The following is a 24808-nucleotide window of genomic DNA, read 5'->3' on the forward strand; positions in this document are numbered from 1 at the left end:
GCCCGGCGGGCCTAGCTACCAGTAGTGTCGTCGAGTCGGGACTAGTTGGGGAAAGGACACGCGCCTTATGAGCACTGAGTCAAGAGCTACCCCCGCAAAGCAGATCGCGGCCGGCTATGAAGTGCAGGGCCAGGCCCTGGAACTGGGTACCGTCGTCGTCGACAACGCGACCGACGCGGCCGCGCAAATTCGTATCCCGCTGGCCACGGTCAACCGCCACGGCCTGGTCGCCGGGGCCACCGGCACCGGCAAGACGAAAACGCTGCAGCTGATCGCCGAACAGCTGTCGGCGGCGGGCGTTCCGGTGCTGATGGCCGACGTCAAGGGCGATCTGTCCGGTTTGGCCCGGCCGGGCCAGGCCAGCGACAAGCTGACCGCGCGCGCCAAGGAAACCGGTGACAACTGGGAGGCGAGCGCGTTTCCGGTGGAGTTCCTATCGCTGGGCACCAAGGGCATCGGTGTTCCGGTGCGGGCCACCATCGCCAGCTTCGGTCCCATCCTGTTGTCAAAGGTGTTGGGCCTCAACGCTACTCAGGAGTCGACCCTGGGTCTGATCTTCCATTGGGCTGAGCAGCAGAACTACGAGCTGCTCAATCTGAAAGACCTGCGGGCCGTGATCAGCTACCTGACCAGCGACGCGGGCAAGCCCGAGCTGAAGTCGCTGGGCGGTGTTTCCGCGACAACTGCCGGCGTCATTCTGCGGGCTCTGGTCAATTTGGAGGCCGAAGGCGCCGATACGTTTTTCGGCGAGCCGGAATTGAAACCCGATGACCTGGTTCGCGTCGACGAGAAAGGCCGCGGGGTGATCTCGCTGCTGGAACTCGGGGACCAGGCCGCGCGTCCGGTGTTGTTCTCGACGTTCTTGATGTGGGTGCTGTCCGATCTGTTCAAGTTCATGCCCGAGGTCGGCGACGTGGACAAACCCAAGCTGGTGTTCTTCTTTGACGAGGCCCATCTGTTGTTCACCGATGCGTCGAAGGCGTTTCTGGAACAGGTCGAGCAGACCGTCAAGCTGATCCGCTCCAGGGGTGTCGGGGTGTTCTTCTGCACCCAACTGCCCACCGACATCCCCAACGACGTGCTGTCCCAACTGGGTGCGCGCATCCAGCACGCCTTGCGCGCGTTCACTCCCGATGACCAGAAGGCGCTGACGAAAACCGTTCGCACCTACCCGAAAACCGATGTCTACGACCTGGCTTCGGCGCTGACCTCGTTGGGTATCGGTGAAGCCGTGGTCACCGTGCTCTCGGAGCGTGGCGCCCCGACCCCGGTCGCGTGGACCCGGCTGCGCTCACCCCGGTCGCTGATGGCCGCGATCGGCAACGACGCGATAAGTGCTGCGGCCCAGGCCAGCCCGCTGCAGGCCAAATACGGTAAGACCGTAGACCGCGAATCCGCGTCCGAGAAACTGGAAGCCAAGGCAGCACAAGCCCCGGCCGAACAGCCGGCGGCGTCGTCCAAGTCTGCGCCCGCACCTGCGAAGAAGCCGGGCTGGTTCAAGCGGTTCGTGAACAGCCGGGGCTTCCAGACATTTCTCAACGCCCTTGGCAGAGAGCTCATCCGCAGCATGCTGGGTAGCGGCCGCCGCCGGCGCTAGCCCTTACTCGCCGCCGAGCTTTTTGTAGAAGCTGCCGACGATCGGCGCGACGATAGCGCGTGGAGCATACTGGCTCGCCACCGACATCGCCTTCGACGTCAACCCCGGCACAACGCGCATCTTGTTGCGCGCCAACGCATCCAGTGAGACCTGTGCCGTGTGCTCGGTGGAGATCCACAGGAAATCGGGCACCAGTTTCTCGACCAGCGATGCGTCGGCCGGATCCGGCAGCTCCGTGCGCACCGGGCCGGGCGCCAGCAATGTGACGTGCACACCGGAGCCGCGCAATTCGCCGCGCAGCGATTCGCTGAACGTGTTCACGAACGCTTTGGTGGCGGCATATGTCGCGTTGTAGGGGATCGGCGAGTTGCCTGCCGCCGAACCGGAAATCAAAATGCCGCCCGCCTTGCGCGCGACCATGCCCGGCAGTACCGCCAGCGTAAGGTCGTGTACCGCAATGGCATTGAGCTGTACCTGGGCCCGCTCGGCCGCCGGGTCGAGTCCCGATACCGGACCGAACGTCGCGGTGCCCGCGTTGGCGCACAAGATGGAGATGTTGCGGGTGGCCAGTTCGCCGGTGAGCTTCTCCCGGTCGGCGACGTCGGCGAGATCGGCCGGGCGCACTTCGACGGCAACGCGGTACTTGTCGGCCAGGCGTGCGGCTAGGTCGTTGAGCACGTCCTCGCGTCGCGCCGTGACAATCAGGCTGTGGCCGCGGGCGGCCAGTTCGGTGGCCAGTGCCTCGCCGATGTTTTGTGAGGCCCCGGTGACGACGGCGCGGGCTTCCGGGCTGGGAGCGGGTACGGGCATGCGGCAAGCCTATAGAGTCCCCAGGATGAGCAGCCCGGGGCCGGGTTGGCGGATATCCCAGCGATCCGGGGTGCTCGCTTGGGCGCTGTGGGACTGCGGCGTTACCGGTCTGGCCGCGATCGTGGTGACGTTCGTGTTCTCGGTCTATCTGACCGGCACCGTCGGCGAGGGCACGCCCGGAGGCGCCTCGCCGGCAAGCTGGCTGGGCCGTGCAGTGGGGGTCGCCGGATTGATCATCGCCCTGCTGGCGCCGGTGATCGGGGTATGGGTGGAGGATCCGCGCCGGCGACGGATGGCACTGACCATCCTTACCGGCCTCGCGGTGGCGCTGACGAGCGCGATGAGCCTGATCCGCGACCGCCCGGAGTATCTGTGGCCGGGGTTGGCGTTGCTTGCCGCGGAAGCCGCGTGCGCGGATCTGGCCAGCGTTCCGTACAACGCGATGCTGCGCCAGCTTTCGACGCCGCAGAATTCTGGCCGGATCTCCGGGTTCGGGTGGGCATCGGGATACGTCGGTAGCGTTCTGCTGCTTCTCGTGGTCTATTTCGGTTTCTTTTCTGGTACGGGCGGAACTCGCGGATTGCTGCACCTGCCCACCGACGACGGACTCAACGTCCGGGCGGCGATGCTGCTGGCAGCCGCGTGGTTCGCGATGTTCGCACTGCCGCTGTTGCTCACCGCGCACCGGCTGCCGGTCGTCACCGAGGTGGCCGCGCAGCCCAGGGCATTGCTGGGCGGTTACCGCAAGCTGTGGTCGGATCTGGCCGCTGAATGGCGCCGGGATCGTAACTTGGTGTATTTCCTGTTGGCCAGCGCGGTGTTTCGGGATGGGCTGGCGGGCGTGTTCACCTTCGGCGCGGTGCTCGGCGTAAGGGTGTACGGAATCCCTCGCGGAAACGTGCTGATATTCGGGGTGGCCGCGAGCGTGGTGGCAGCCTTGGGAGCTGTGGTCGGCGGACTGTTCGACGACCGTGTCGGATCAAAACCGGTCATCGTCGGATCACTGACGGCGATCATCACGCTGGGGCTCACGCTGATGGCGTTGTCCGGGCCGCGCGCGTTCTGGATTTGCGGGCTGCTGTTGTGCTTGTTCGTCGGGCCGGCCCAAGCGTCGGCGCGGACCCTGCTGCTGAGAATGTCGAGACACGGCAAGGAAGGTATGGCCTTCGGCCTCTACACGATGACGGGACGGGCCGTGTCCTTCTTGGCGCCGTGGCTGTTTTCGGTTTTCATCGATGTGTTCCACGCCGATCGCGCAGGCATGGGCGGCCTGTGTTTGGTCATGGGTGCAGGGCTGCTGGGCATGCTGCTGGTGCGCGCCCCGCAGCGACGCCTCGCCACGGAAGTGCGTTGAGCGGTGGTCAGCTCGCCCCGCTACAGACGGTCAGGCCCGCGCCGCTGCGCTGGGTGATCTGGACGCCGTCCACGGTTACCGAGCAGGTGACGTCGTGGCCGATATTGACGATCGTGACGTTCGCCTTCTGCTTGCCGGACTTGGGCAGGCTGACTTGCTTGTTCCAGGGCAGTGCGACGTTGAATTCGGTCTGCATCATCCCGTCGTTGTCCACGTAGGTGATGCTGATCGCACGGCCTTCGCCGGTGACGTTGTAAACCACGGTCTGCATCGCGCCCGCGTTGGTCGGCGGACTGGATTCGGTGCTCGACGGCGCCGACGTCGTGGCGGACGACGAGGGCCCCGTCGACGGCGAAGTCGAGGCCGTCACTGTCGGGTTTTGTGAAGTCGGCATCTCGGGCAGGGGCGAGACCGCGGTTTGCTTGCGGGCCGTGCCGTTGGCGATCACCAGCGCGATGACCAGCGCAGTAACCAACAGGACGGCCGCGGCGGCCGCGACCCACAACCAGCGTGGAGCTTTGGGTCGGCCAGGCTCGGGGTCCTGTGTCGGCTGGTGCGACAGACCCTGCTCCTGCAGCCAGTACTGCGGCAGCTTCTCGGTCGGGTTCGTTTGAATCGGGTTGGGCGTCGGAGCGGATGGCGCCCCGGGGTAATACGCCGGCGGGTAGTACGACTGGCCGCTGTAGGCCGGGTCGGCATGCGGCGGATAAGGCTGGGTGTGCTCTGGTCGACGCTGATCGTTCATACCCACCTCATGTGCTGCAGGGTACCTGCGGCACACGACGCGCACGTCACCGGCAGGATGCGCCACTGGTCAACGCCGCGACCGTCATCGTCCGCATCACCGCGCGTGAACGTGTGACCCGCGCTGGTCTGGTGTCTGCGGGCTTCAAACTGTGTGGAGTGGAGTTGAGCAGGCCGAACACGGCGTGTGCCATCAGCCGGGCGTCGACCTCGGCAAGCTCCGGCTGCAGTTCGCGCAATACACCCACCCAGACCTCCACGTACTGTCGCTGCGAGCGCCGCACCTGGCGTTCGGCCGCGTCCGGCAAATACGCGAGGTCGCGGTCCTGAATGCGGATGAGATCGGGTTCACCCAGCGCGAAGTCGAGGTGAAAGTCGATCAGCCCGTCCAGGGCGGCGGCCGCGTCGGATGCACGGGATCTCACCTCGCGCGCGCCGGCGAGCAACCGAGTGCTGATGCCGACCAGCAGCTCGACCAGCAGCGACTCCTTATTGGGGAAGTGTCGATAGATCGCCGGGCCGCTGACTCCGGCTGCGGCGCCGATATCCTCCAGCCGCACCGCCAAAAACCCGCGTTCGGCAAAGAGCCGCTCGGCCGCGGACAACAGCTGCGAGCGCCGGTCCGACTTGAGCCGGCTGCGGCGATTCGGCGTCTCGGCCGGCGCAGATCCTGCCATGACAGCCCTCCTGGACATTTCGGTTAATCGCCACTAACGTATCATGAGTTAGTCGTCATTAACTGGATTGGCGTGAAATGGGTTCTTCGGCGGCGAACCGCGATGCGCACCGCGCACTGGTCACGCGGCTGCGCGAGAAGCTGTCCGCGGCTGCGTTGGGCGGCCCGGAACGCGCCCGCGAACGCCATGTCGGCCGGGGCAAATTACTGCCGCGTGACCGAGTCGACGGCCTGCTCGATCCGGGCAGTCCGCTGCTCGAGGTCGCTCCGCTGGCCGCGGACGGGATGTACGACGACGAGTGTCCCGGCGCCGGGATCATCACCGGCATCGGCAGAATCTCGGGCCGCGAATGCATGATCGTGGCCAACGACGCGACGGTCAAAGGCGGTACCTACTACCCGATTACGGTCAAAAAACACCTACGCGCTCAGGAGATCGCCGGCCAGAACCGGCTGCCTTGCATCTACCTCGTCGACTCCGGCGGAGCGTTTCTGCCTCGTCAGGACGAGGTCTTTCCCGACCGTGAACATTTCGGCCGGATCTTTTACAACCAGGCCAAACTCAGTGCCGAGGGGATACCGCAAATCGCCGCGGTGCTGGGATCGTGCACGGCGGGAGGCGCATACGTCCCGGCGATGAGCGACGAGGCCGTCATCGTCCGCAACCAGGGCACCATCTTTCTGGGCGGGCCGCCATTGGTGAAGGCCGCCACCGGAGAAGTGGTCTCCGCCGAGGATCTTGGCGGGGGAGACCTGCACTCCAAGATCTCCGGCGTCACAGATCATCTGGCCCACGACGATCGTGACGCACTGCGCATCATCCGGCGCATCGTCTCCACGCTGGGGCCCCGCGAACCGCGCGTTTGGGATGTGCTGCCCGCCGTGGACCCGGCCGCCGACCAGACCGAGCTCTACGACGTGGTCCCCGTCGACCCACGGAGCCCCTACGATGTGCACGAGGTGGTGACCCGCCTTGTCGACGGCGGTGAATTCGGTGAATTCAAAGCCGACTACGGGAGCACGCTGGTCACCGGGTTCGGCCGCATTCACGGCCACCCGGTGGGCATCGTCGCCAACAACGGTGTGCTGTTTTCTGAGTCAGCATTAAAAGGCGCGCATTTCATCGAGTTGTGCGACAAGCGGATGGTGCCGTTGCTGTTCCTGCAGAACATCTCCGGGTTCATGGTGGGCCGTGACTACGAGGCGGGCGGCATCGCCAAACACGGCGCGAAGATGGTGACCGCGGTGGCATGCGCGCGGGTGCCCAAGCTCACCGTGGTGATCGGCGGGTCATACGGCGCGGGCAACTACTCGATGTGTGGGCGGGCGTATTCGCCGCGTTTCCTGTGGATGTGGCCGAACGCGCGGATCTCGGTGATGGGCGGCGAGCAGGCGGCGTCGGTGCTGGCGACGGTGCGCGGCGAGATGACCGCCGAGCAAGAGGAAGCGTTCAAGGCGCCCATCCGCGCGCAGTACGAACACCAGGGCAATCCGTACTATTCGACGGCGCGACTGTGGGACGACGGGGTAATTGACCCGGCTGATACCAGGACCGTTGTGGGGCTTGCGCTTTCGGTGGTAGCCAACGCGCCCCTCGGGCCGGTCTCCTATGGCGTGTTCAGGATGTGAATGTGATGGCGTTCGACACGGTTTTGGTCGCCAACCGCGGAGAGATCGCGGTCCGGGTGATCCGGACGTTGAAGGCGATGGGCATCCGATCGGTGGCTGTCTACAGCGACGCCGACGCCAACGCACGCCACGTCGCCGAGGCCGACGTCGCAGTCCGGATCGGGCCGGCGCCCGCGCGAGAAAGCTACTTGAACATCCCCGTGGTAGTTGACGCGGCACTGCGGACGGGAGCCCAAGCGGTACACCCCGGTTACGGATTCCTCTCGGAGAACGCCGATTTCGCGGCGGCACTGGCATCTGCCGGGGTGACCTTCATCGGCCCGCCGGTGGGCGCGATCCAGACCATGGGCGACAAGATCGCGGCCAAGAGCACGGTATCGCAGTTCGGTGTGCCGGTGGTTCCCGGTATCGCACGACCGGGTCTGTCCGACGCCGAACTGACCGCTGCCGCTGACGAAATCGGTTACCCGGTGCTGGTCAAGCCCTCCGCCGGCGGTGGGGGTAAGGGGATGCGTATGGTCGAGCGGCCCGCCGACCTGGCCGCCGCCCTGGCCGGCGCCCGTCGCGAATCAGCCGCGGCGTTCGGTGACGACACCCTGTTCCTCGAGCGGTTCGTGTTGAGTCCCAGGCACATCGAAGTCCAAGTGCTGGCAGACGCGTACGGCAATGTCGTGCATCTCGGTGAGCGGGAGTGCAGCCTGCAGCGGCGGCACCAGAAGGTCATCGAGGAGGCGCCGTCGCCGCTGCTGGACACTGCCACCCGCGCCCGGATCGGCGCCGCCGCCTGTGACACCGCCCGCAGCGTGGACTACACGGGGGCCGGCACGGTGGAGTTCATCGTCTCCGCGGACCGGCCCGACGAGTTCTTTTTCATGGAGATGAACACCCGGCTGCAGGTCGAGCATCCCGTCACCGAAATGGTGACGGGCTGGGACCTGGTGGAATGGCAGGTCCGGATCGCCGCGGGGGAGAAGTTGACCGCGAGTCAGGCTGATATCTCCCTGCAGGGACATGCGATCGAAGCGCGCGTCTACGCCGAGGATCCCGCCCGCGGCTTCCTGCCCACCGGCGGCGATGTGCTGGCGGTGGTGGAACCGAACGGCGCTGGGGTGCGGATCGATTCGGGCCTGTCGGCGGGGATGGTGGTCGGCAGCGACTACGACCCGATGCTGGCCAAGGTCGTCGCGCATGGGGCGGATCGGGCAGCCGCACTGCGGACCCTCGACCGGGCGCTGGCGGACACCGCGGCGCTTGGCGTGGTCACCAACATCGAGTTCGCCCGGTTCCTGCTCGCCGATCCCGACGTCGCCGCCGGCCGGCTCGACACAGGGCTGTTGGATCGACGATCCGGGGACTTCGTCGTGGCGGCGCCGTCGGACGACCAACTTATCGCCGCTGCTGCCTACCGCTGGTTGCGGCTATTCCCCCTGCCGGGCGCCGATCTGTGGGAGGTGCCCTCGGGATGGCGAGTCGGTGCCCGAGCTCCGGTAAGCATCCGGCTGCGTGCCGGTGACCGTATCGACCACGTCCACATCACCGGTGACCCCGAAGCCGCCGCAGCCCGCGTCGAGGACGGCGAATCCCGTTCCCTGCAAGCCGCTCTCGCGGGTCAACAGTTGACGGTGACGCTGGGCGGGGTCCGTACCGAATACACCGTCGCCGCGGCGGGTCACACGATCTGGTTGGCCGGCGGCGGCAGCACCGCGGTGCTCGAGGAGGTCCGGGAAGCACCGGTGCGTCCAGACGACGAGCACAGCGGCGACGCCGAATTAACCAGCCCGATGCCCGGGACCATCGTCGCAGTAGGGGTCGACGATGCTGCCGAAGTGGAGGCCGGGACCGTCGTAGTCACGGTCGAGGCGATGAAGATGGAGCACACGTTGGCGGCACCCGTCGACGGTGTGGTCGAACTACTAGTCGCAGTAGGTGACCAAGTGACGGTGGGCCAGTCACTGGCCCGCATTACCGCGAACACGAAAGGCTAAGGGCGAGTTCATGCCTGACTTCCTAGCGACCGGGGCACTTCCCGACGAATATCAACAATTGGCCAAAACGGTCCGCGATTTCGCACAGAGCGTGGTCGCACCGGTCGCGGCTCGCCACGACGCCGAGCACTCGTTCCCCTACGAGGTGGTCGCCGGGATGGCCGACATGGGCCTGTTCGGCCTTCCCTTCCCCGAGGAATACGGCGGCATGGGCGGCGACTACTTCGCGTTGTGTCTGGCGCTGGAGGAGCTCGGCAAGGTCGACCAAAGTGTGGCGATCACCCTGGAGGCCGGTGTCTCGCTGGGCGCCATGCCCGTCTACCGGTTCGGCACCCAGGCGCAGAAGCGGGAGTGGTTGCCGCAGTTGGCCAGTGGCCGTGCGCTGGGTGCGTTCGGGCTGACCGAACCGGGCGGCGGCAGCGATGCGGGCGCGACCAGAACCACCGCTGAACTCGACGACGGGCATTGGGTGATCAACGGGTCCAAGCAGTTCATCACCAACTCCGGGACCGATATCACCAAGCTGGTCACCGTTACGGCGGTGACCGGCGACTGGGACGGCAACAAGGAGATCTCCTCAATTATGATTCCCGTGCCCGCGCCGGGGCTCACCGTCGAGCCGGCCTACGACAAGGTCGGCTGGTGCGCCTCGGACACCCACCCGCTGAGCTTCGACGACGTGCGCGTGCCCCAGGAGAACCTGCTCGGCGAACGCGGCAGCGGATATGCCAACTTCCTGCGCATTCTCGACGAGGGCCGCATCGCGATCGCCGCGTTGTCCACCGGCGCCGCGCAGGGTTGTGTGGACGAGTGCGTCAAGTACTCGCAAGAGCGTGAAGCTTTCGGAAAGCCGATCAGTCGCCATCAGGCCATCGCTTTCACGATCGCGCGGATGGAGGCGCGCGCCCATGCCGCCCGCACCGCGTACTACGATGCCGCCGCGCTGATGCTGGCCGGTAAGCCGTTCAAGAAACAGGCGGCGATCGCCAAGCTCGTCGCCAGTGAGGCGGCGATGGACAATGCCCGTGATGCCACCCAGATCCACGGCGGCTACGGGTTCATGAACGAGTTCACCGTCGCCCGGCACTACCGGGACAGCAAAATTTTGGAGATCGGCGAAGGTACCAGCGAGGTCCAGTTGATGGTGATCGCCCGCGAGGTTGGCCTGTGACGTCGAGTGAGCGGGAGATCGTTCAACGCGGTCTGTGGTTTGAGGAATTCGAAATCGGCGTGCGCTACCTGCACCGCCCTGGCCGGACCATCACCGAAGCCGACAACGTGTTGTTCACGACGTTGACCATGAATACCCAAGCGCTGCACCTGGACGCGGCGTTCTCCGACGCGCTGCCTCCGTTCAATCAACGGTTGGTGAATTCGATGTTCACCCTGTCGACCCTGGTCGGGTTGTCGGTCGCGCAGCTGACCCAGGGCACCATTGTCGCCAATCTCGGGTTCTCCGAAATCGCATTTCCCAAGCCACTGTTTCACGGCGACACGCTCTACGCCGAGACTGTGATCACCGAGAAAAGAGAATCCAAAAGCCGGCCCGGTGAGGGCATCGTGACGTTCGCCCATACCGGTCGCAATCAACACGGTGATGTGGTGGCCACCGCGAGCCGCAAGACACTGGTACGCATGCGGCCTGCCGAGGCTGCCGACTGATGGCCTTGCACAATCCGGGGCCGGCGTGGCTGTTTTGCCCGGCCGATCGGCCCGAACGCTTCCAAAAGGCCGCCGCCGCAGCCGATATCGTGATTCTCGATCTAGAGGACGGCGTCGCCGCACCCGATAGGCAGGCCGCGCGAGATGCGCTTGTCGACGTTCCGCTCGACCCTGCGCGCACCGTGGTTCGCGTCAACCCATTCGGCACCGACGACCAGGCCCGCGACCTCGAAGCATTGGCAAAAACCGGCTACGACACCGTGATGCTTCCCAAATGCGAAGCGCCTGAACACGTTAGCACGCTAGCGCCGCTGAACGTCGTCGTGCTTGTCGAGTCGCCGCTCGGCGCGCTGACCGTCACGGAAAACGTCCGCACCGACAACGCGATCGCGGTGATGTGGGGGGCGGAGGATTTGTTCGCCGTGCTCGGCGGCACGGCAAACCGCTACCCAGACGGGACCTACCGCGAGGTGGCCCGTCACGTCCGTTCGCAGTCGCTACTGGCCGCCAAGGCGCATGGGCGACTCGCGCTGGACGCGGTGTACCTCGACATCAAGGATCTCGACGGGCTGCGCGCCGAGGTCGACGACGCCGTCGCAGTCGGCTTCGACGCGAAGGTTGCTATCCACCCCAGCCAGGTGCCCGTGATCCGGGCCGGCTACGCACCCACAGCCGACCAGGTGCAGTGGGCGCGACACGTACTGGCTGCTGCCGCCGATGAACGCGGCGTCTTCGCATTTGAAGGCATAATGGTAGATGCGCCAGTGTTGCGGCGAGCCGAGCGGATCGTGCGGCTGGCGGCTGACTCTGGCTCGTAGCAGTCCCGGTCGTACGAGTTTGCTCTGACTCGCCGCGCACCGCGCCCGGTACGGGTAGGAGGCGGTATGACTGAGCTTTCTCAGATGCCGATGACCCCCGGCCTTGCGCCGGTGCAACTCATCAGCCCGGACGGAACGCCGACCGCCGAAGACCGCTACAGCCGTGAACTCCCGGCAGAGACGCTGTGCTGGCTTTACGAGATGATGGCGCTCACCCGCGAGCTGGACGCCGAGTTCGTCAACTTGCAGCGCCAGGGCGAACTGGCGCTGTTTCCGTCATGCCGCGGTCAGGAGGCGGCACAGATCGGCGCGACGGCCTGCCTGCGCAAGACGGATTGGCTGTTTCCGCAGTACCGCGAACTAGGTGTCTTCATCGTGCGCGGCATCCCGCCCGGCCATGTCGGCGCCATGTGGCGCGGAACCTGGCATGGCGGCTTGGATTTCGTCACGAAGTGTTGCGCCCCGATCTCCATTCCGGTGGGCACGCATGCCCTGCATGCGGTCGGGGCGGCGATGGCCGCCCAGCGCCTCGGCGAAGACTCCGTGACGGTGGCATTCATCGGCGACGGCGCCACCAGCGAGGGCGACGTGCATGAGGCCCTCAACGTGGCGGCGGTATTTCGTGCGCCATGCGTGTTCTACGTGCAGAACAACCAGTGGGCGATCTCGATGCCGGTGTGCAAGCAGACTGCCGCGCCGTCCATCGCGCACAAGGCAATCGGTTACGGGATGCCCGGAATCCGAGTGGACGGCAACGACGTGCTCGCCTGCTACGAGGTGATGGCCGAAGCGGCGGCCCGGGCCAGAGCCGGCGACGGGCCGACGCTGATCGAGGCGGTCACCTACCGGCTAGGCCCGCACACCACCTCCGACGACCCGACCCGCTATCGCAGCCAGGACGAGCTCGATCATTGGCTGGCGCTGGACCCAATCCCGCGCTACCGCGCCTATCTCGAGGGCCAGGGACTCTGGTCGGACCGGCTGGCCGACCGGGTCGCCGCCCGGGCCACGCGACTACGGGCCGAGCTGCGCGATGCGGTGTTCGGGGCGCCCGATATCGACGTTGACGAGGTGTTCACCACGGTGTACGCCGAGATCACACCCGCGCTGGAAGCCCAGCGTCAGCAGCTGCGGGCCGAGTTGGGTACGGAGGCGTGATGACCCAGATCGCCGAACGCCCAACCGACGCGACATTGCCGGCAAGCACGCCGCCGCTGACAATGGTGCAGGCGCTGAACCGCGCCCTGCACGATGCGATGGCCGCCGACGACCGGGTGCTGGTGTTCGGAGAGGACATCGCGGCGCAGGGCGGCGTTTTCCGGGTTACCGAGGGACTGGCGGAGGCCTTCGGCGCGGGCCGATGTTTTGACACGCCGCTGTCCGAGTCCGCACTGATCGGTATCGCGATCGGCCTGGCCCTGCGCGGCTTCGTGCCCGTGCCCGAGATCCAGTTCGACGGCTTCGTGTACCCGGCCTTCGACCAGGTGGTCAGCCACCTGGCCAAGTATCACACCCGCACCCGCGGTCAAATTGATATGCCGGTCACCGTGCGGATCCCCTCGTTCGGCGGTATCGGTGCCGTCGAACATCATTCGGAATCCACCGAGTCCTACTGGGCGCACACCGCCGGCCTGAAGGTCGTGGTCCCGTCGTCTCCTTCGGATGCCTATTGGCTACTCCGGCATGCCATTACATGCCCGGATCCGGTGATGTTCCTGGAACCCAAGCGCCGCTACTGGGGTCGCGAGGTTGTCGACACCACCCGGCCCGGGCTGCCGATCGGGCGCGCCGAGGTACGCCGGGCCGGTACCGATGTCACCGTGCTGACCTACGGCGCCCTGGTGGCCACCGCCCTGTCGGCCGCGGAAATGGCGGCCCGGCAACAGGGTTGGAGCATCGAAGTGGTCGACCTTCGGTCGTTGGTCCCATTGGATTTCGACGCGGTGGCCGCGTCTATTCGCCGCACCGGGCGGTGCGTGGTGCTGCACGAGGGGCCGCGCAGCCTCGGCTACGGCGCGGGGCTCGCCGCCCGCATCCAGGAAGAGATGTTTTACGAACTAGAGGCACCGGTGTTGCGCGCCTGCGGGTTTGACACCCCGTACCCGCCGGCGCGGCTGGAGAAGTTGTGGTTGCCAGGACCCGATCGACTGCTGGATTGCGTTGAGCGTGTGCTGGAGCTCCCGTGACCGACGAGCACGTCAAACCGTTCGTCGTCCCCGATCTTGGCGAGGGTCTGGAAGAGGTGACGCTGTCGTGCTGGAACGTCGCGGTCGGCGACGTCGTGGAACTCAACCAAACCTTGTGTTCGGTCGAAACCGCCAAGGCGGAAGTTGAAATCCCCAGCCCGTACGCCGGCCGTGTCGTCGAAATACACGGCGCGGAAGGCGAGGTGCTGCCGGTCGGCTCGCTGTTGGTGCGTATCGACACCGCGCCCGACACGGCTTCGGTCGACGAGCGCGTGCGCGAGGAGGGCCGGAGCCCATCTAACACCGCATCGAACGGTGAATCGTCCACGCGCAGGCCGGTACTCGTCGGATACGGGGCTGATGACACACTCGACATCAGCAGGCGACCCAAAGCTAAACCGTCTGTGCGGAAGCTGGCCGCCGACCTGCTCGTCGATCTCAATGACGTGCCGCCCGGCGCCGACGGTCTGATCAGCCGGGAGGCCGTTTTGGCCGCCGCGGGAGTCGGCGCCGAGCGGCCCGGTGTGTCATACGATGTGGTGCCGGTGCGCGGAGTACACGCCGAGGTGGCGCAACGGATGTCCTTGTCGCGCAGCCAGATTCCCGATGCGCACGCCGGTGTGCGGGTGGATTGCAGTAACCTGCTGAGGCTGCACGATCAACTTCAGTTGACCCCGTTTGTCCTGACACTGCGGTTCGTGGTAATCGCGTTGACGCACCACAAGATCCTCAACTCGACGTGGGTTGACACGCCGGACGGCGCGCAGGTGCATTCGCATCATGCCGTGCATCTCGGCTTTGCGGTCGCCGCCCCCCGCGGTCTGTTGGTGCCGGTGGTCACCGACGCGCAGGGCAAGACCACCCGCCAGCTCGCCGAATGCGTCGTTCGGCTGACCGAGCAGGCGCGCGCGGGCACGCTGAAACCCGCCGAGCTGCAGGGCTCGACGTTCACGGTGTCGAACTTCGGCGCCCTCGGGCTCGACGAGGGTGTGCCGGTGATCAACCCTCCGGAGGCGGCGATTTTGGGCATGGGCTCACTCAAACCGCGGGCCGCGGTTGTCGACGACGCGGTCGTCATCCGTCCGCAGATGACCTTGACCTGCGTGTTCGATCACCGCGTCGCGGACGGCGCCACCGTCGCCGCATTCCTGAACGAGCTTCGCGGGCTCATCGAATCGCCGGAGACGGCGCTGCTGGACTTGTAGCCGTCGCGTCGAAACTGCGCCCACGGTGTCTGACCGCGCTGGAAACACGCCGCGTCTGCAGTCTCGACGCCACCACCGCAGTCTCGGGCGGCGGACTACCTGCGTTGGGCCGCGGCCAGGCGGGCGGCAAACTCCGGTGACTGAATCGAGGCGGCTTGCGGTCCGAGTTCGGTGTCCTTGGCGAGTTCGTGGTGGTCGGTATCGACCGATCCCGGGCTGGCGGTGGCACGCATTGTGGCCTTGGTCGCCAGTACGACATTTCGGGACGCGGCCGCGGGCCCGGACGCCAGTTCCACGGCGGCGGCGACCGGGTCGTCGGCCACGCGGAGCGCAAGCCCATGTCGCACAGCCGATTCCGCGTCGAAGCGCATACCGAACAGCAACGCTGCGCGAGCCACCTGCGGTCCGACCGCTCGTTGCAGCATCCAGGTTGCGCCACCGCCCGGATGCAGTCCCAGCTTTTGGAATCGGGCGTCGAACAATGCGTTCGGCCCGGCGATGCGCACGTCGGCCGCCAGCGCCAGGTTCAGACCGGCGCCGACCGCCGCGCCGTTGACGGCGGCGATAGTCGGCAGCGTGCACTTGCCGACGGCCATGAACCCGTCGTAGACGCGCTGCAGCCCTTGCTCGGTTGCGTTGCCCAAGGCGCTGAGGTCGGCGCCGGCGCAGAACGCCTTGCCTGCGCCGGTGACGATCACGGCGTGCACGTCGGCATCGGCTTCGGCGCGCTCCACCGCGGCACGCAGTTGCGTCGACATCTCCGCGTTTACGGCGTTGCGCCGGTCGGGGTCGTTGACCGTGATCAGCGCGACGTGATTGTCGACGCGGTAGAGGACAAGATCGGCCACGGGCACCTCCGGAAGTCGGGTCTGGGCACCTCAAAAGCCCCAGTTGTCACATCAGCGTCGGATCGGCGCCCCCGGCAGGACTCGAACCTGCGACCACAAGATTAGAAGTCATGCGCTCTGTCCAGCTGAGCTACGGGGGCCGGAAACTTCTCTGCCCAGGTCAGTGTAGCCAACGGCGAAATACGCCGACCTGTCACGCGCAACGCCGAACGAAATGTCGTTGGCAGGAATAGTGATTCGCTAGTGTGTGACGCGCCACACACGTACGCTACCGACGGCCGCAAGCCCGCGTGCAGGCGGCGACACGTGTGCTCGACGACGAGGAGTGGCGGGCGATGACCGTTGCCTTTGATGTCAGAACGCGATATTCGCGGGCGCGTTCCGAGGTGTTACGACACGGAATGCAGCTGGCCGCCGGCCCGATCGGCGCTTACCAGGCCGGTGCCCTGCTGTTGCGCGGATCCCCGGCCCTGCTGGGCTGGCTCGCCGGTTGGCTATCCGCTGAATTCCCACCGCAAGTCGTCACCGGGCACGCCTTATCCGGGGTGACCCCGCTCTCTGTCGGCCGTGTTGCCACGAGTTGGGCCGCACAGCGTGCGGATCACATCCTCACTACGGCGCTCGGCGACTCTTTCGGCGCGAACTACTGCGACCTGGTGCGCCATCCGATCGGTGAAGCGCCCGGCTGCGCACGTCGCGGCGGCCTGTTGCAAGCAGCCGGACACCGCCGCCGGTACGCCGCGCAGACGTCGGATATCGCCTACGGACCGCGCGGCCGCGACAACCTGCTGGACATCTGGCGTCATCCGGACATGCCGAAAGGATGCCGGGCACCGGTGCTGGTGCAGATCCCCGGCGGAGGCTGGGCCATCAACGGGAAACGGGGGCAGGCCTATCCGCTGATGGGCAGGATGGTGGAACTCGGCTGGATCTGCGTGTCCATTGATTACAGCAAGAGCCCCCGTAAGACGTGGCCGGCACACATCATCGACGTCAAGCGGGCGCTGGCCTGGGTGCGGGAGAACATCGCCGACTACGGCGGCGACCCCGGCTTCATTGCCGTCACCGGTGGCTCGGCGGGTGCGCACCTGGCCTCGTTGGCTGCGCTCACCGCTGATAACGAGAGCCTGCAGCCCGGCTTCGAAGACGCCGACACCACGGTGCAGGCGGCCGCCCCTTATTACGGCGTCTATGACTTGACCGATGTCGAGAAAATGAACGAACTCATGCTGCCGTTTTTAGAGCACTTCGTGATGAAAACCCGCTACGCCGACGACCCCGCTTTATTCGAATCGGCGTCTCCGATTTCGCATGTGCACTCTGATGCGCCGCCGTTTTTTGTGTTGCACGGCGAGAACGATTCGGTGATTCCGAGCGCACAGGCGCGAGCCTTTTGCGCCGCGCTCCGCGAGGCCGGAGCACCTACCGTGTGTTACGCCGAGCTTGCCAACGCCCACCATGCCTTTGACACGGTGGGCACCGTACGGTCGCGACTGGCCGCCGACGCCGTCGCCGACTTTTTCGGTGTCGTCTACGGGCAATATGTGCGTTCGAAGTCGAGGGCTTTACCCGAAATGGCTACCCCGGCCAGCTGAATTTTTCAATTGGGCGGGCTGCCACCAATTTTCGCCAGCAATCTTAACGGCGTCTATCAGCTGACCCGATCTCCCAATCGGCTACCACCACCGCGTTAACCGGACTAGCGTTGGGGTACCGCTGGACGCGGCTGAGACGGGAGGCTCGAGTGGCGAAGTCAGCACTGGCGCGCCGGACGCCGCGAAGGAGTGGCGGCGGTGGTTGAGCCCGTCGACGGGGCCGGATTGCCCACGGCGCTGGGAGCGGTCGACTATCTGCTGCATCGCGGCGAGGCGAACCCGCGGACCCGCTCCGGGATCATGGCTCTCGAAATCCTGGACACCACTCCGGATTGGGACCGCTTTCGCACCCGCTTCGAGAACGCGTCTCGACGGGTGCTGCGGCTACGGCAGAAGGTGGTCGTACCGACCCTGCCGACGGCCGCGCCGCGCTGGGTAGTCGATCCCGACTTCAACCTGGATTTCCATGTGCGACGGATGCGTGTCGCCGAACCCGGCACGCTGCGGCAGGTATTCGATCTGGCCGAGGTGATGCTGCAGTCGCCGCTGGATATCGCGCGGCCACTGTGGACGGCGACCCTGATCGAGGGTCTCGCAGACGGGAAGGCCGCGACGCTGTTGCACCTCAGCCATGCGGTCACCGACGGTGTCGGCAGCGTCGAGATGTTCGCTCAGATCTACGATCTCGAGCGCGATCCACCGGCCGAGCCGCCACCGGCGCAACCCATTCCGCAGGACCTATCGCCCAACGACTTGATGCGCGAAGGTCTCAACCACTTGCCTTCCGCCGTCGTCGGCGGGGTTCGGGGCGCGCTGTTCGGGGCGGCGTCGCTGGTCGGACGGGCGGTGATCAACCCCGGCGCGGCCGTGGCGGGCGCGGTCGGCTATGCCCGCTCGGGGATGCGGGTAATGAGCCGGGCCGCCGAACCGTCGCCTCTGCTCCGGCGGCGCAGCCTGGCTACCCGCAGCGAGGCGCTCGACATCCCGCTCTCCGACCTCCATCGGGCTGCGAAGGCCGGCGGCGGCTCGATCAACGACGCGTATCTGGCCGGTTTGTGCGGTGCGCTGCGGCGCTACCACGAAGCGTTCGGAGTGCCGGTGGCGACGCTGCCGATGGCGGTGCCGGTGAACCTGCGCGCCGAAGCCGATCCGGCAGGGGGGAACCGATTCACCGGTGTCAACCTGGCGGCGCCGGTGGGGACCGCCGATCCAGTGGACCGCATGCGCAAGATTCGCGCGCAGATGACTCAACGCCGCGACGAACCCGCCATGGACATCATCGGCTCCATCGCGCCGGTGTTGAGCATCTTGCCGACGCCGTTGTTGGAGACGATGACCGGCTCGGTGATCGCGTCCGACGTACAAGCCAGCAACGTTCCCGTCTACCCGGGCGACACCTACATCGCCGGCGCAAAGGTCTTGCGGCAGTATGGCATTGGTCCGTTGCCCGGCGTCGCGATGATGGTTGTGCTGATATCCAGGGGTGGTTTCTGCACCATCACGACGCGCTACGACCGCGCCGCCATCCGGGACGAGGCGCTGTTCGCGCAGTGTCTGGTGGAGGGTTTCGACGAGATCTTGGCGCTGGTCGGTGACCCGGCACCGCATGTGGCGCCGGCCTCCTTCTCCATCGAGGCACCCGCTTCGTCGGCTCGATCGGCGGCAAGTTCATGACCGCTTCTGAAGAGCGCGCGCCGCGCACCTCGTCACGTGATCTTCGGTTGCCCGGGTCGGTGGCCGAGATCCTCGCCAGTCCGCCGGGACCGAAGATCGGTGCATTCTTTGACCTGGACGGAACTTTGGTAGCCGGCTTCACCGCCGTCATCCTCACCCGCGAGCGGCTCCGCCAGCGGGACATGGGTATCGGTGAGTTGATTGGCATGATCCAGGCCGGCCTGAACCATCAACTCGGGCGGATTGAGTTCGAAGAGCTGATCACCAAGGCGGCATCGGCGCTGCGCGGGCGGGCGTTGAGCGATCTGGAGGAGATCGGCGAGCGGCTCTTCGCGCAGAAGATCGAGGGCCGGATCTACCCCGAAATGCGCGAGCTGGTGCGTGCTCACCTCGCCCGCGGTCACACCGTCGTGCTCAGTTCGTCGGCGCTGACCATCCAGGTCGGTCCGGTCGCCCGATTCCTGGGCATCACCAACACGCTCACGAACAAATTCGAGACCAACGGCGACGGGGTTCTCACCGGCGGCGTCGTGAAGCCCATCCTGTGGGGCCCCGGTAAGGCCTCGGCGGTACAGCAATTCGCGGCCGAGCATGGCATCGATCTGAAGGACAGCTACTTCTACGCCGACGGCGACGAGGATGTCGCGTTGATGTACCTGGTCGGCAATCCGCGGCCGACCAATCCGGAAGGCAAGATGGCCGCGGTGGCCCGGCGCCGCGGCTGGCCGATCCTGCGGTTCACCAGCCGCGGCGGGGGCGGGATCGGCTCGCAGCTGCGGACGCTTGCCGGCTTCGGGTCGATTGTTCCGGCTGCAGCCGGCGCGGTGGGGATTGGTCTATTGACCCGCAGCCGCCGACGTGGGGTGAACTTCTTCACCTCCACCTGGTCGCAGATGTTGCTGGCCGCAAGCGGTGTGCGTCTCAACGTCATCGGCGCGAAGAATTTGAACGCCCAGCGTCCGGCGGTGTTCATCTTCAACCACCGCAACCAGGCGGACCCGATCATCACCGGCGCGCTGGTACGCGACAACTGGGTCGGCGTGGGTAAGAAGGAGCTCGCGAGCGACCCGGTCATGGGCACGCTCGGCAAGCTGCTCGACACCGTGTTCATCGACCGCGACGATCCGGCTGCGGCGGTCGAGAGCCTGCACCAGGCGGAAGAGCGCGCGAAAAAGGGACTGTCGATCGTGATCGCGCCCGAGGGCACCCGACTCGACACCACCAGCGTCGGGCCGTTCAAGAAGGGAGCGTTCAGGATGGCGATGGCGGTGGGGGTCCCGATCGTGCCGATCGTGATCCGCAACGCGGAGGTCGTCGCCGCCCGCAATTCCTCCACAATGAATCCGGGCACGGTGGATGTCGCTGTGTTCCCGCCGATTCCGGTCGACGACTGGACGCTTGACACGCTGCCGGATCGGATCGCCGAGGTGCGCCAGCTGTATGTGGACACGCTGGCCGACTGGCCCGTCGACGAGCTGCCCAAGGCCGGCCTGTACCGCCGAGAAAAGAAGTCGGCACCGCGAAAGGGCGCCACCGAGGACGGCCGCAAAGAAGACGGCCGCAAAGAAGACCGCCGCAAAGAAGACGGCGGCAAAGAAGACGGCGGCGACGGCAAAACCCCGGTCGAAAGGACGATCGTGACCACATCCGCCGCCGGCACCGGCACATTCAGCACCACAGACGACACCCTGGTGTTGGCGTCGGTGACATCATCGGTGGAATCGGATCTCATTGCGGCCTGGTTGGACCAGCAACGCGCCCGGCACCCGGAGACCAAGATCGAACTGCTGCGATTGCCGCCCCGCAATCCGCCGCCCGCTGCGCTCGCGCAGCTCGTCGAACAGCTCGAGTCGGACGAGGACCGGTCGGTGGTGCCGGTGCGGGTCTTCTGGATGCCGCGTGCCGACGCATCAGCGTTAAGTCGTTTGGCCGCACTGATTCCGGGCCAAAACCCGTACGAGCCCAGTGAACGCCAGCAACGGCGGATCGTGCGCAACGAGCCGTCGCGCACCCGGGTGGTGGCCGGTGAGTCCGCCAAGATCTCCGAGCTGCGTCAGCAGTGGCGGGACACGACGGTCGGCGAGAACCCCCGTGACTTCGCGCACTTCGTCACCCGCCGCGCGCTGCTGGCGATCGAACGCGCCGAATACCGGATCCTCGGACCGCAATACAAGTCGCCGCGACTTGTGAGGCCGGAGATGCTGGCGTCCGCGCGATTTCGTGCCGGCTTGGAAAAGATCCCGGGCGCCACGGTCGAGGAAGCCGGCAAAATGCTCGACGAGCTCGCAACCGGGTGGAGCCGAGTGTCCGTCGACCTTGTCTCGGTTCTGGGCAGGCTGCTCAGCCGAGGATTCGACCGCGAAATCGACTACGACGAGTATCAAGTCGCAGCAATGCGCAGCGCGCTGGAGGTTCATCCGGCTGTGCTGTTGTTCTCGCACAGGTCCTACATTGACGGTGCGGTGATGCCGATAGCGATGCAGGAAAACCGATTACCGCCGGTGCATGTCTTTGCCGGCATCAACCTGGCGTTCGGTGTGATGGGTCCCCTGTTGCGTCGCGCCGGAGTCATCTTCATCCGGCGCAACATCGGCGACGACGCGCTGTACAAATACGTGCTCAAGGAATTCATCGGCTATGTCGTGGAGAAGCGTTTCAACCTGAGCTGGTCCATCGAGGGCACGCGCTCGCGGACCGGCAAGATGCTGCCGCCCAAGCTCGGCTTGGTGACGTATGTGGCCGACGCTTATCTGGACGGTCGCAGCGATGACATTCTGCTGCAAGGGGTTTCGATCAGTTTCGACCAGCTGCACGAAACGGCTGAATATGCCGCCTACGCCCGCGGTGGCGAAAAGCGGCCCGAGGGTTTCAGCTGGCTGTACAACTTCATCAAGGCTCAGGGTGAACGCAACTACGGCAAGATCTACGTGCGTTTCCCCCCGGCCGTCTCGATGCGAGAGCACCTCGGTCCGCCGCACAGCCAGACAGCTCAGGACCAAGCCGCCAAGCGCCTTGCCCTACAGAAGATGTCGTTCGAAGTCGCCTGGCGAATTCTGCGAGCGACGCCGGTCAATGCCACCGGCCTGGTGTCGGCGCTGCTGTTGACCACCCATGGGCTGGCATTGACGCTCAGGCAACTGCACCACACCCTGCAAGACTCACTGGACTACCTCGAACGCAAACAGACCCCGATGTCCACCAGTGCGCTGCGGCTGCGCACACCGGAAGGCGTCCGTGCGGCGGTGGATGCGCTTTCCGGCGGCCATCCCGTCACCCGCGTCGACAGCGGGCGAGAACCTGTGTGGCGCATATCCCCCGATTGCGAACACACCGCGGCGTTCTACCGAAACTCGGTGATCCATGCGTTCCTGGAGACCTCGATCGTCGAACTGGCGCTGGCACACGCCGGGCACGCCGACGGTGACCGGCTTCAGGCCTTCTGGAATCAAGCCATGCGGCTACGCGATCTGCTGAAATTCGACTTCTATTTCGCCGATTCGGCGGCGTTCCGCGAGAACATCGCCGAAGAGATGGGCTGGCATGAAGATTGGGAAGCCCACGTCGCCGCGGGCGGCGACGAGATCGACGCGATGCTGTACGCCAAACGGCCATTGATGGCCGAGGCGATGCTGCGGGTGTTCTTCGAGGCCTACGAGATCGTCGCCGACGTGCTGCGCGACGCGCCGGCGGACATCGGGGAGAAGGAACTGACCAAGCTGGCGCTGGGAGTCGGGCGCCAGTACGTCGCGCAGGGGCGGGTGAGCAGCAGCGAGCCGGTATCGACGCTGCTCTTCGCGACCGCACGCCAGGTCGTCGCCGACCAGCATCTGTTGGAGCCGGCGGAGGACTTGGCCGAGCGGCGAAACGCGTTTCGCCGCGAATTGCGAGGCATTCTCCAGGATTTCGACCATGTGGCGCAGATCGCGCGCAATCAGTTCATTGCCCGCGAAGTCGAGGCGCGGCAGGGGGCGGTCGGGTAGCCCATACGCTGTATCCATGACTGTGTCCGTGGCGGGTGCCGCCGCCACCGTCCGGCGACCTGCGGTGGTATGGCCACTGCTGGCCGGAGTTGCGGTGCTGGCCGGCTGCACTGCCGCCGGAATCGCGGCGCTGTCGCTGGCCGATGCGCTGACGGCCACCGGGCTGCCCGACCCCGGGCCGGTGACCACGCTGGGGCTGCCGTTCGTGCGGGCCGCCGGTGAGGTCGCCGCGGCGCTGGCCGTCGGGTCGTTTCTGTTCGCGGCCTTTCTGGTGCCGCCGCAAAGCACCGGCGTGCTCGACGTCGATGGATATCGCGCGCTCCGGCTGGGCACAGTGGCGTCGGCGGTGTGGGCGGTATCCGCGGCGCTGCTGGTCCCGCTGACCATCTCCGATGTCTCGGGTCAGCCGTTCACCGCCCATCTCAACCCGGCGACACTGTGGTCGCTGGCCGGCCTGATCAACATCGCGAATGCGTGGCGGTGGACCGCGCTGCTTGCGGCGGCGGTGATGCTGGCGAGCCTTCCCGTGCTGCGCTGGTCGTGGACGCCGCTGCTGCTGGCCGGATCGTTGGTGACGCTGGTACCGCTCGGACTGACCGGGCACTCGTCGGCGGGTGGGTCGCATGATCTGGCCACCAACAGCCTGCTGATCCACTTGTTCGCGGCCGGGCTGTGGGCCGGCGGTCTGCTGGCCCTGCTGGCCCACGCGATCCGCAGGCGGGAGCATGCCGGCCTGGCCGCGCGGCGGTTCTCGGCCATCGCCCTGTGGTGCTTTGCCGCGATGGCGCTCAGCGGTGTGGTCAACGCCCTGGTCCGGGTGTTGCCGTCCGACCTGCTGACCACGGGCTATGGCCGGCTGGTGGTCGCCAAGTTCGTCGCGCTGTGCCTGCTGGGCGTCGTGGGGTGGCGGCAGCGACGCGCCGGAATTGCTGCGCTGCAAGCGGATTCGGGCGATCCTAGAGCACGCCTGATCCGGCTGGCACTGATCGAGGCGGCGGTGTTCGCTCTCACCTTCGGCATCGCCGTCGGTCTGGGCCGCACACCACCGCCACCGCCTCCGCTCGTCAACCCCTCGATTCCGGAAGTCGAGATCGGATACGACTTCGCCGGACCGCTCACCCCGTTCCGGGTGCTCTTCGACTGGCGTTTCGACCTAATCTTCGGCACGGCGGCGGTGCTGCTCGCGGCGGTGTATCTTTCGGCCGTGCTGCGGTTACGGCGCCGCGGAGACGCGTGGCCGCGCGGCCGAACACTGTCCTGGCTGCTGGGCTGTCTGGTGCTGCTGTTCGCCACATCGTCGGGACTGGGCCGATACATGCCCGCCATGTTCAGTGTGCACATGGCCGTCCACATGCTGCTATCCATGCTGGTCCCGATCCTGCTGGTGCTCGGCGCGCCGATCAGCCTGGCCTTACGGGCACTGCCCGCGGCGGGGCGTGACGATCCACCGGGTCTGCGCGAATGGCTGCTGGCCGCTCTGCACAGCCGGCTGTCCCGGTTCCTGACCAACCCCTTCGTCGCCACAGCGCTGTTCGTCGCCGGGTTCTATGGCCTGTATCTCGGCGGCATTTTCGATGCCGCGGTCGGCAGCCACGTCGGCCATGTCGCGATGAACGTGCATTTCCTGCTGAGCGGCTATTTGTTCTATTGGGTGGTGATCGGCGTGGACCCCACTCCGAGGCCAATTCCGCCGCTGGCGAAGCTGGGCGTGGTGTTCGCGTCGCTGCCGCTGCATGCCTTCTTCGGCGTCGTGCTGATGGGCACCCGCGGGATACTCGGCGAAAGCTTCTACCGGTCACTGCAGCTGAGCTGGCACACCGACCTACTTGCCGACCAGCGGCTCGGCGGTGGAATCGCTTGGGCTGCAGGCGAAATACCGCTGGTGATCGTCATGATCGCGCTTCTGGTGCAGTGGACGCGCAGCGACCGGCGGACCGCGCGACGGTTGGACCGCGCCGCCGAACGCGATGACGACGCGGAGCTGGCCGCCTACAACGCCATGCTCGCCGAGCTGGCCAGGCGCGACACTTCCGGGCAGCGCTGAG

General features: G+C 66.3%; 18 protein-coding genes, 1 tRNA gene and 1 pseudogene. 15 read left to right on the top strand and 5 right to left on the bottom strand.

Annotated features, from left to right (window positions below):
- Nucleotides 1–67: 67 nt before the first annotated feature.
- Nucleotides 68–1597, top strand: a complete 1530-nt coding sequence (locus tag AWC06_RS18705) for a helicase HerA-like domain-containing protein (RefSeq protein WP_085199511.1) — start codon at nucleotides 68–70, stop codon at nucleotides 1595–1597.
- A gap of 3 nt (nucleotides 1598–1600) precedes the next feature.
- Here the strand turns inward: AWC06_RS18705 and cmrA are convergent, their stop codons facing one another.
- Complete coding sequence (gene cmrA / locus AWC06_RS18710) at nucleotides 1601–2407, bottom strand: mycolate reductase (protein ID WP_085199512.1); 807 nt, start codon at nucleotides 2405–2407, stop codon at nucleotides 1601–1603.
- A gap of 25 nt (nucleotides 2408–2432) precedes the next feature.
- Here cmrA and AWC06_RS18715 point away from each other — a divergent pair, with 25 nt between their 5' ends.
- Nucleotides 2433–3761: an MFS transporter gene (locus AWC06_RS18715; protein ID WP_139820122.1), complete on the top strand. Its 1329-nt coding sequence runs from the start codon at nucleotides 2433–2435 to the stop codon at nucleotides 3759–3761.
- A 7-nt stretch (nucleotides 3762–3768) separates the two neighbouring features.
- Here the strand turns inward: AWC06_RS18715 and AWC06_RS18720 are convergent, their stop codons facing one another.
- The gene (locus AWC06_RS18720) at nucleotides 3769–4506 is read right to left on the bottom strand and encodes an MmpS family transport accessory protein (protein ID WP_085200037.1); all 738 of its coding nucleotides are present in this window, start codon (nucleotides 4504–4506) and stop codon (nucleotides 3769–3771) included.
- Nucleotides 4507–4552: 46 nt separating this feature from the next.
- Complete coding sequence (locus AWC06_RS18725) at nucleotides 4553–5182, bottom strand: SACE_7040 family transcriptional regulator (RefSeq protein WP_085199514.1); 630 nt, start codon at nucleotides 5180–5182, stop codon at nucleotides 4553–4555.
- 77 nt (nucleotides 5183–5259) lie between these two features.
- Between AWC06_RS18725 and AWC06_RS18730 the strand changes: the two genes are divergently transcribed.
- The 8 genes from AWC06_RS18730 to AWC06_RS18765 all read left to right on the top strand — a co-directional run bounded on the left by AWC06_RS18730 (nucleotide 5260) and on the right by AWC06_RS18765 (nucleotide 14666).
- A complete protein-coding gene (locus tag AWC06_RS18730; RefSeq protein WP_085199515.1) occupies nucleotides 5260–6810 on the top strand; it encodes a carboxyl transferase domain-containing protein in 1551 nt (516 codons plus the stop codon).
- A gap of 5 nt (nucleotides 6811–6815) precedes the next feature.
- The gene (locus AWC06_RS18735; RefSeq protein WP_085200038.1) at nucleotides 6816–8795 is read left to right on the top strand and encodes an ATP-binding protein; all 1980 of its coding nucleotides are present in this window, start codon (nucleotides 6816–6818) and stop codon (nucleotides 8793–8795) included.
- Between the two features lie 10 nt (nucleotides 8796–8805).
- Complete coding sequence (locus AWC06_RS18740; RefSeq protein WP_085199516.1) at nucleotides 8806–9966, top strand: acyl-CoA dehydrogenase family protein; 1161 nt, start codon at nucleotides 8806–8808, stop codon at nucleotides 9964–9966.
- The gene (locus AWC06_RS18745; protein WP_085199517.1) at nucleotides 9963–10457 is read left to right on the top strand and encodes a MaoC family dehydratase; all 495 of its coding nucleotides are present in this window, start codon (nucleotides 9963–9965) and stop codon (nucleotides 10455–10457) included. The genes AWC06_RS18740 and AWC06_RS18745 overlap by 4 nt, the downstream gene beginning before the upstream one ends.
- Nucleotides 10457–11275, top strand: coding sequence for an HpcH/HpaI aldolase/citrate lyase family protein (locus AWC06_RS18750; protein WP_085199518.1), 819 nt, complete (start codon nucleotides 10457–10459; stop codon nucleotides 11273–11275). Before AWC06_RS18745 ends, AWC06_RS18750 begins: the two co-directional genes overlap by 1 nt.
- A gap of 66 nt (nucleotides 11276–11341) precedes the next feature.
- Nucleotides 11342–12433, top strand: a complete 1092-nt coding sequence (gene pdhA, locus AWC06_RS18755) for a pyruvate dehydrogenase (acetyl-transferring) E1 component subunit alpha (protein ID WP_085199519.1) — start codon at nucleotides 11342–11344, stop codon at nucleotides 12431–12433.
- On the top strand, nucleotides 12433–13461 hold the full coding sequence (gene bkdB, locus AWC06_RS18760) for a 3-methyl-2-oxobutanoate dehydrogenase subunit beta (RefSeq protein ID WP_085199520.1): 1029 nt from the start codon (nucleotides 12433–12435) through the stop codon (nucleotides 13459–13461). Before pdhA ends, bkdB begins: the two co-directional genes overlap by 1 nt.
- Nucleotides 13458–14666 (top strand): dihydrolipoamide acetyltransferase family protein, encoded by a 1209-nt coding sequence (locus AWC06_RS18765; protein WP_085199521.1) that lies wholly within the window; start codon nucleotides 13458–13460, stop codon nucleotides 14664–14666. The genes bkdB and AWC06_RS18765 overlap by 4 nt, the downstream gene beginning before the upstream one ends.
- 95 nt (nucleotides 14667–14761) lie before the next feature.
- Here AWC06_RS18765 and AWC06_RS18770 read toward each other — a convergent pair whose 3' ends face one another.
- Nucleotides 14762–15520: an enoyl-CoA hydratase gene (locus tag AWC06_RS18770; protein ID WP_139820123.1), complete on the bottom strand. Its 759-nt coding sequence runs from the start codon at nucleotides 15518–15520 to the stop codon at nucleotides 14762–14764.
- Nucleotides 15521–15580: 60 nt separating this feature from the next.
- A tRNA-Arg gene (locus tag AWC06_RS18775) sits at nucleotides 15581–15654 on the bottom strand.
- A gap of 195 nt (nucleotides 15655–15849) precedes the next feature.
- Here AWC06_RS18775 and lipQ point away from each other — a divergent pair.
- The 5 genes and pseudogenes from lipQ to AWC06_RS18800 all read left to right on the top strand — a co-directional run bounded on the left by lipQ (nucleotide 15850) and on the right by AWC06_RS18800 (nucleotide 24807).
- Complete coding sequence (lipQ, locus tag AWC06_RS18780; protein WP_085200040.1) at nucleotides 15850–17109, top strand: esterase LipQ; 1260 nt, start codon at nucleotides 15850–15852, stop codon at nucleotides 17107–17109.
- A gap of 198 nt (nucleotides 17110–17307) precedes the next feature.
- Nucleotides 17308–18783, top strand: a complete 1476-nt coding sequence (locus AWC06_RS18785) for a wax ester/triacylglycerol synthase family O-acyltransferase (RefSeq protein ID WP_085200041.1) — start codon at nucleotides 17308–17310, stop codon at nucleotides 18781–18783.
- Nucleotides 18780–20289 (top strand): annotated as a pseudogene (locus AWC06_RS18790) (HAD-IB family hydrolase); the annotation flags it as partial. The gene AWC06_RS18785 and the pseudogene AWC06_RS18790, both read left to right, overlap by 4 nt.
- 131 nt (nucleotides 20290–20420) lie before the next feature.
- Complete coding sequence (locus tag AWC06_RS18795; RefSeq protein WP_085199522.1) at nucleotides 20421–22763, top strand: glycerol-3-phosphate 1-O-acyltransferase; 2343 nt, start codon at nucleotides 20421–20423, stop codon at nucleotides 22761–22763.
- Between the two features lie 16 nt (nucleotides 22764–22779).
- Nucleotides 22780–24807 carry a bifunctional copper resistance protein CopD/cytochrome c oxidase assembly protein gene (locus AWC06_RS18800; RefSeq protein ID WP_085199523.1) on the top strand — a complete coding sequence of 676 codons (2028 nt, stop codon included), beginning with the start codon at nucleotides 22780–22782 and terminating at the stop codon, nucleotides 24805–24807.
- Nucleotide 24808 lies beyond the last annotated feature (1 nt).

Source organism: Mycobacterium fragae, from assembly GCF_002102185.1.
GTDB lineage: Bacteria > Actinomycetota > Actinomycetes > Mycobacteriales > Mycobacteriaceae > Mycobacterium > Mycobacterium fragae.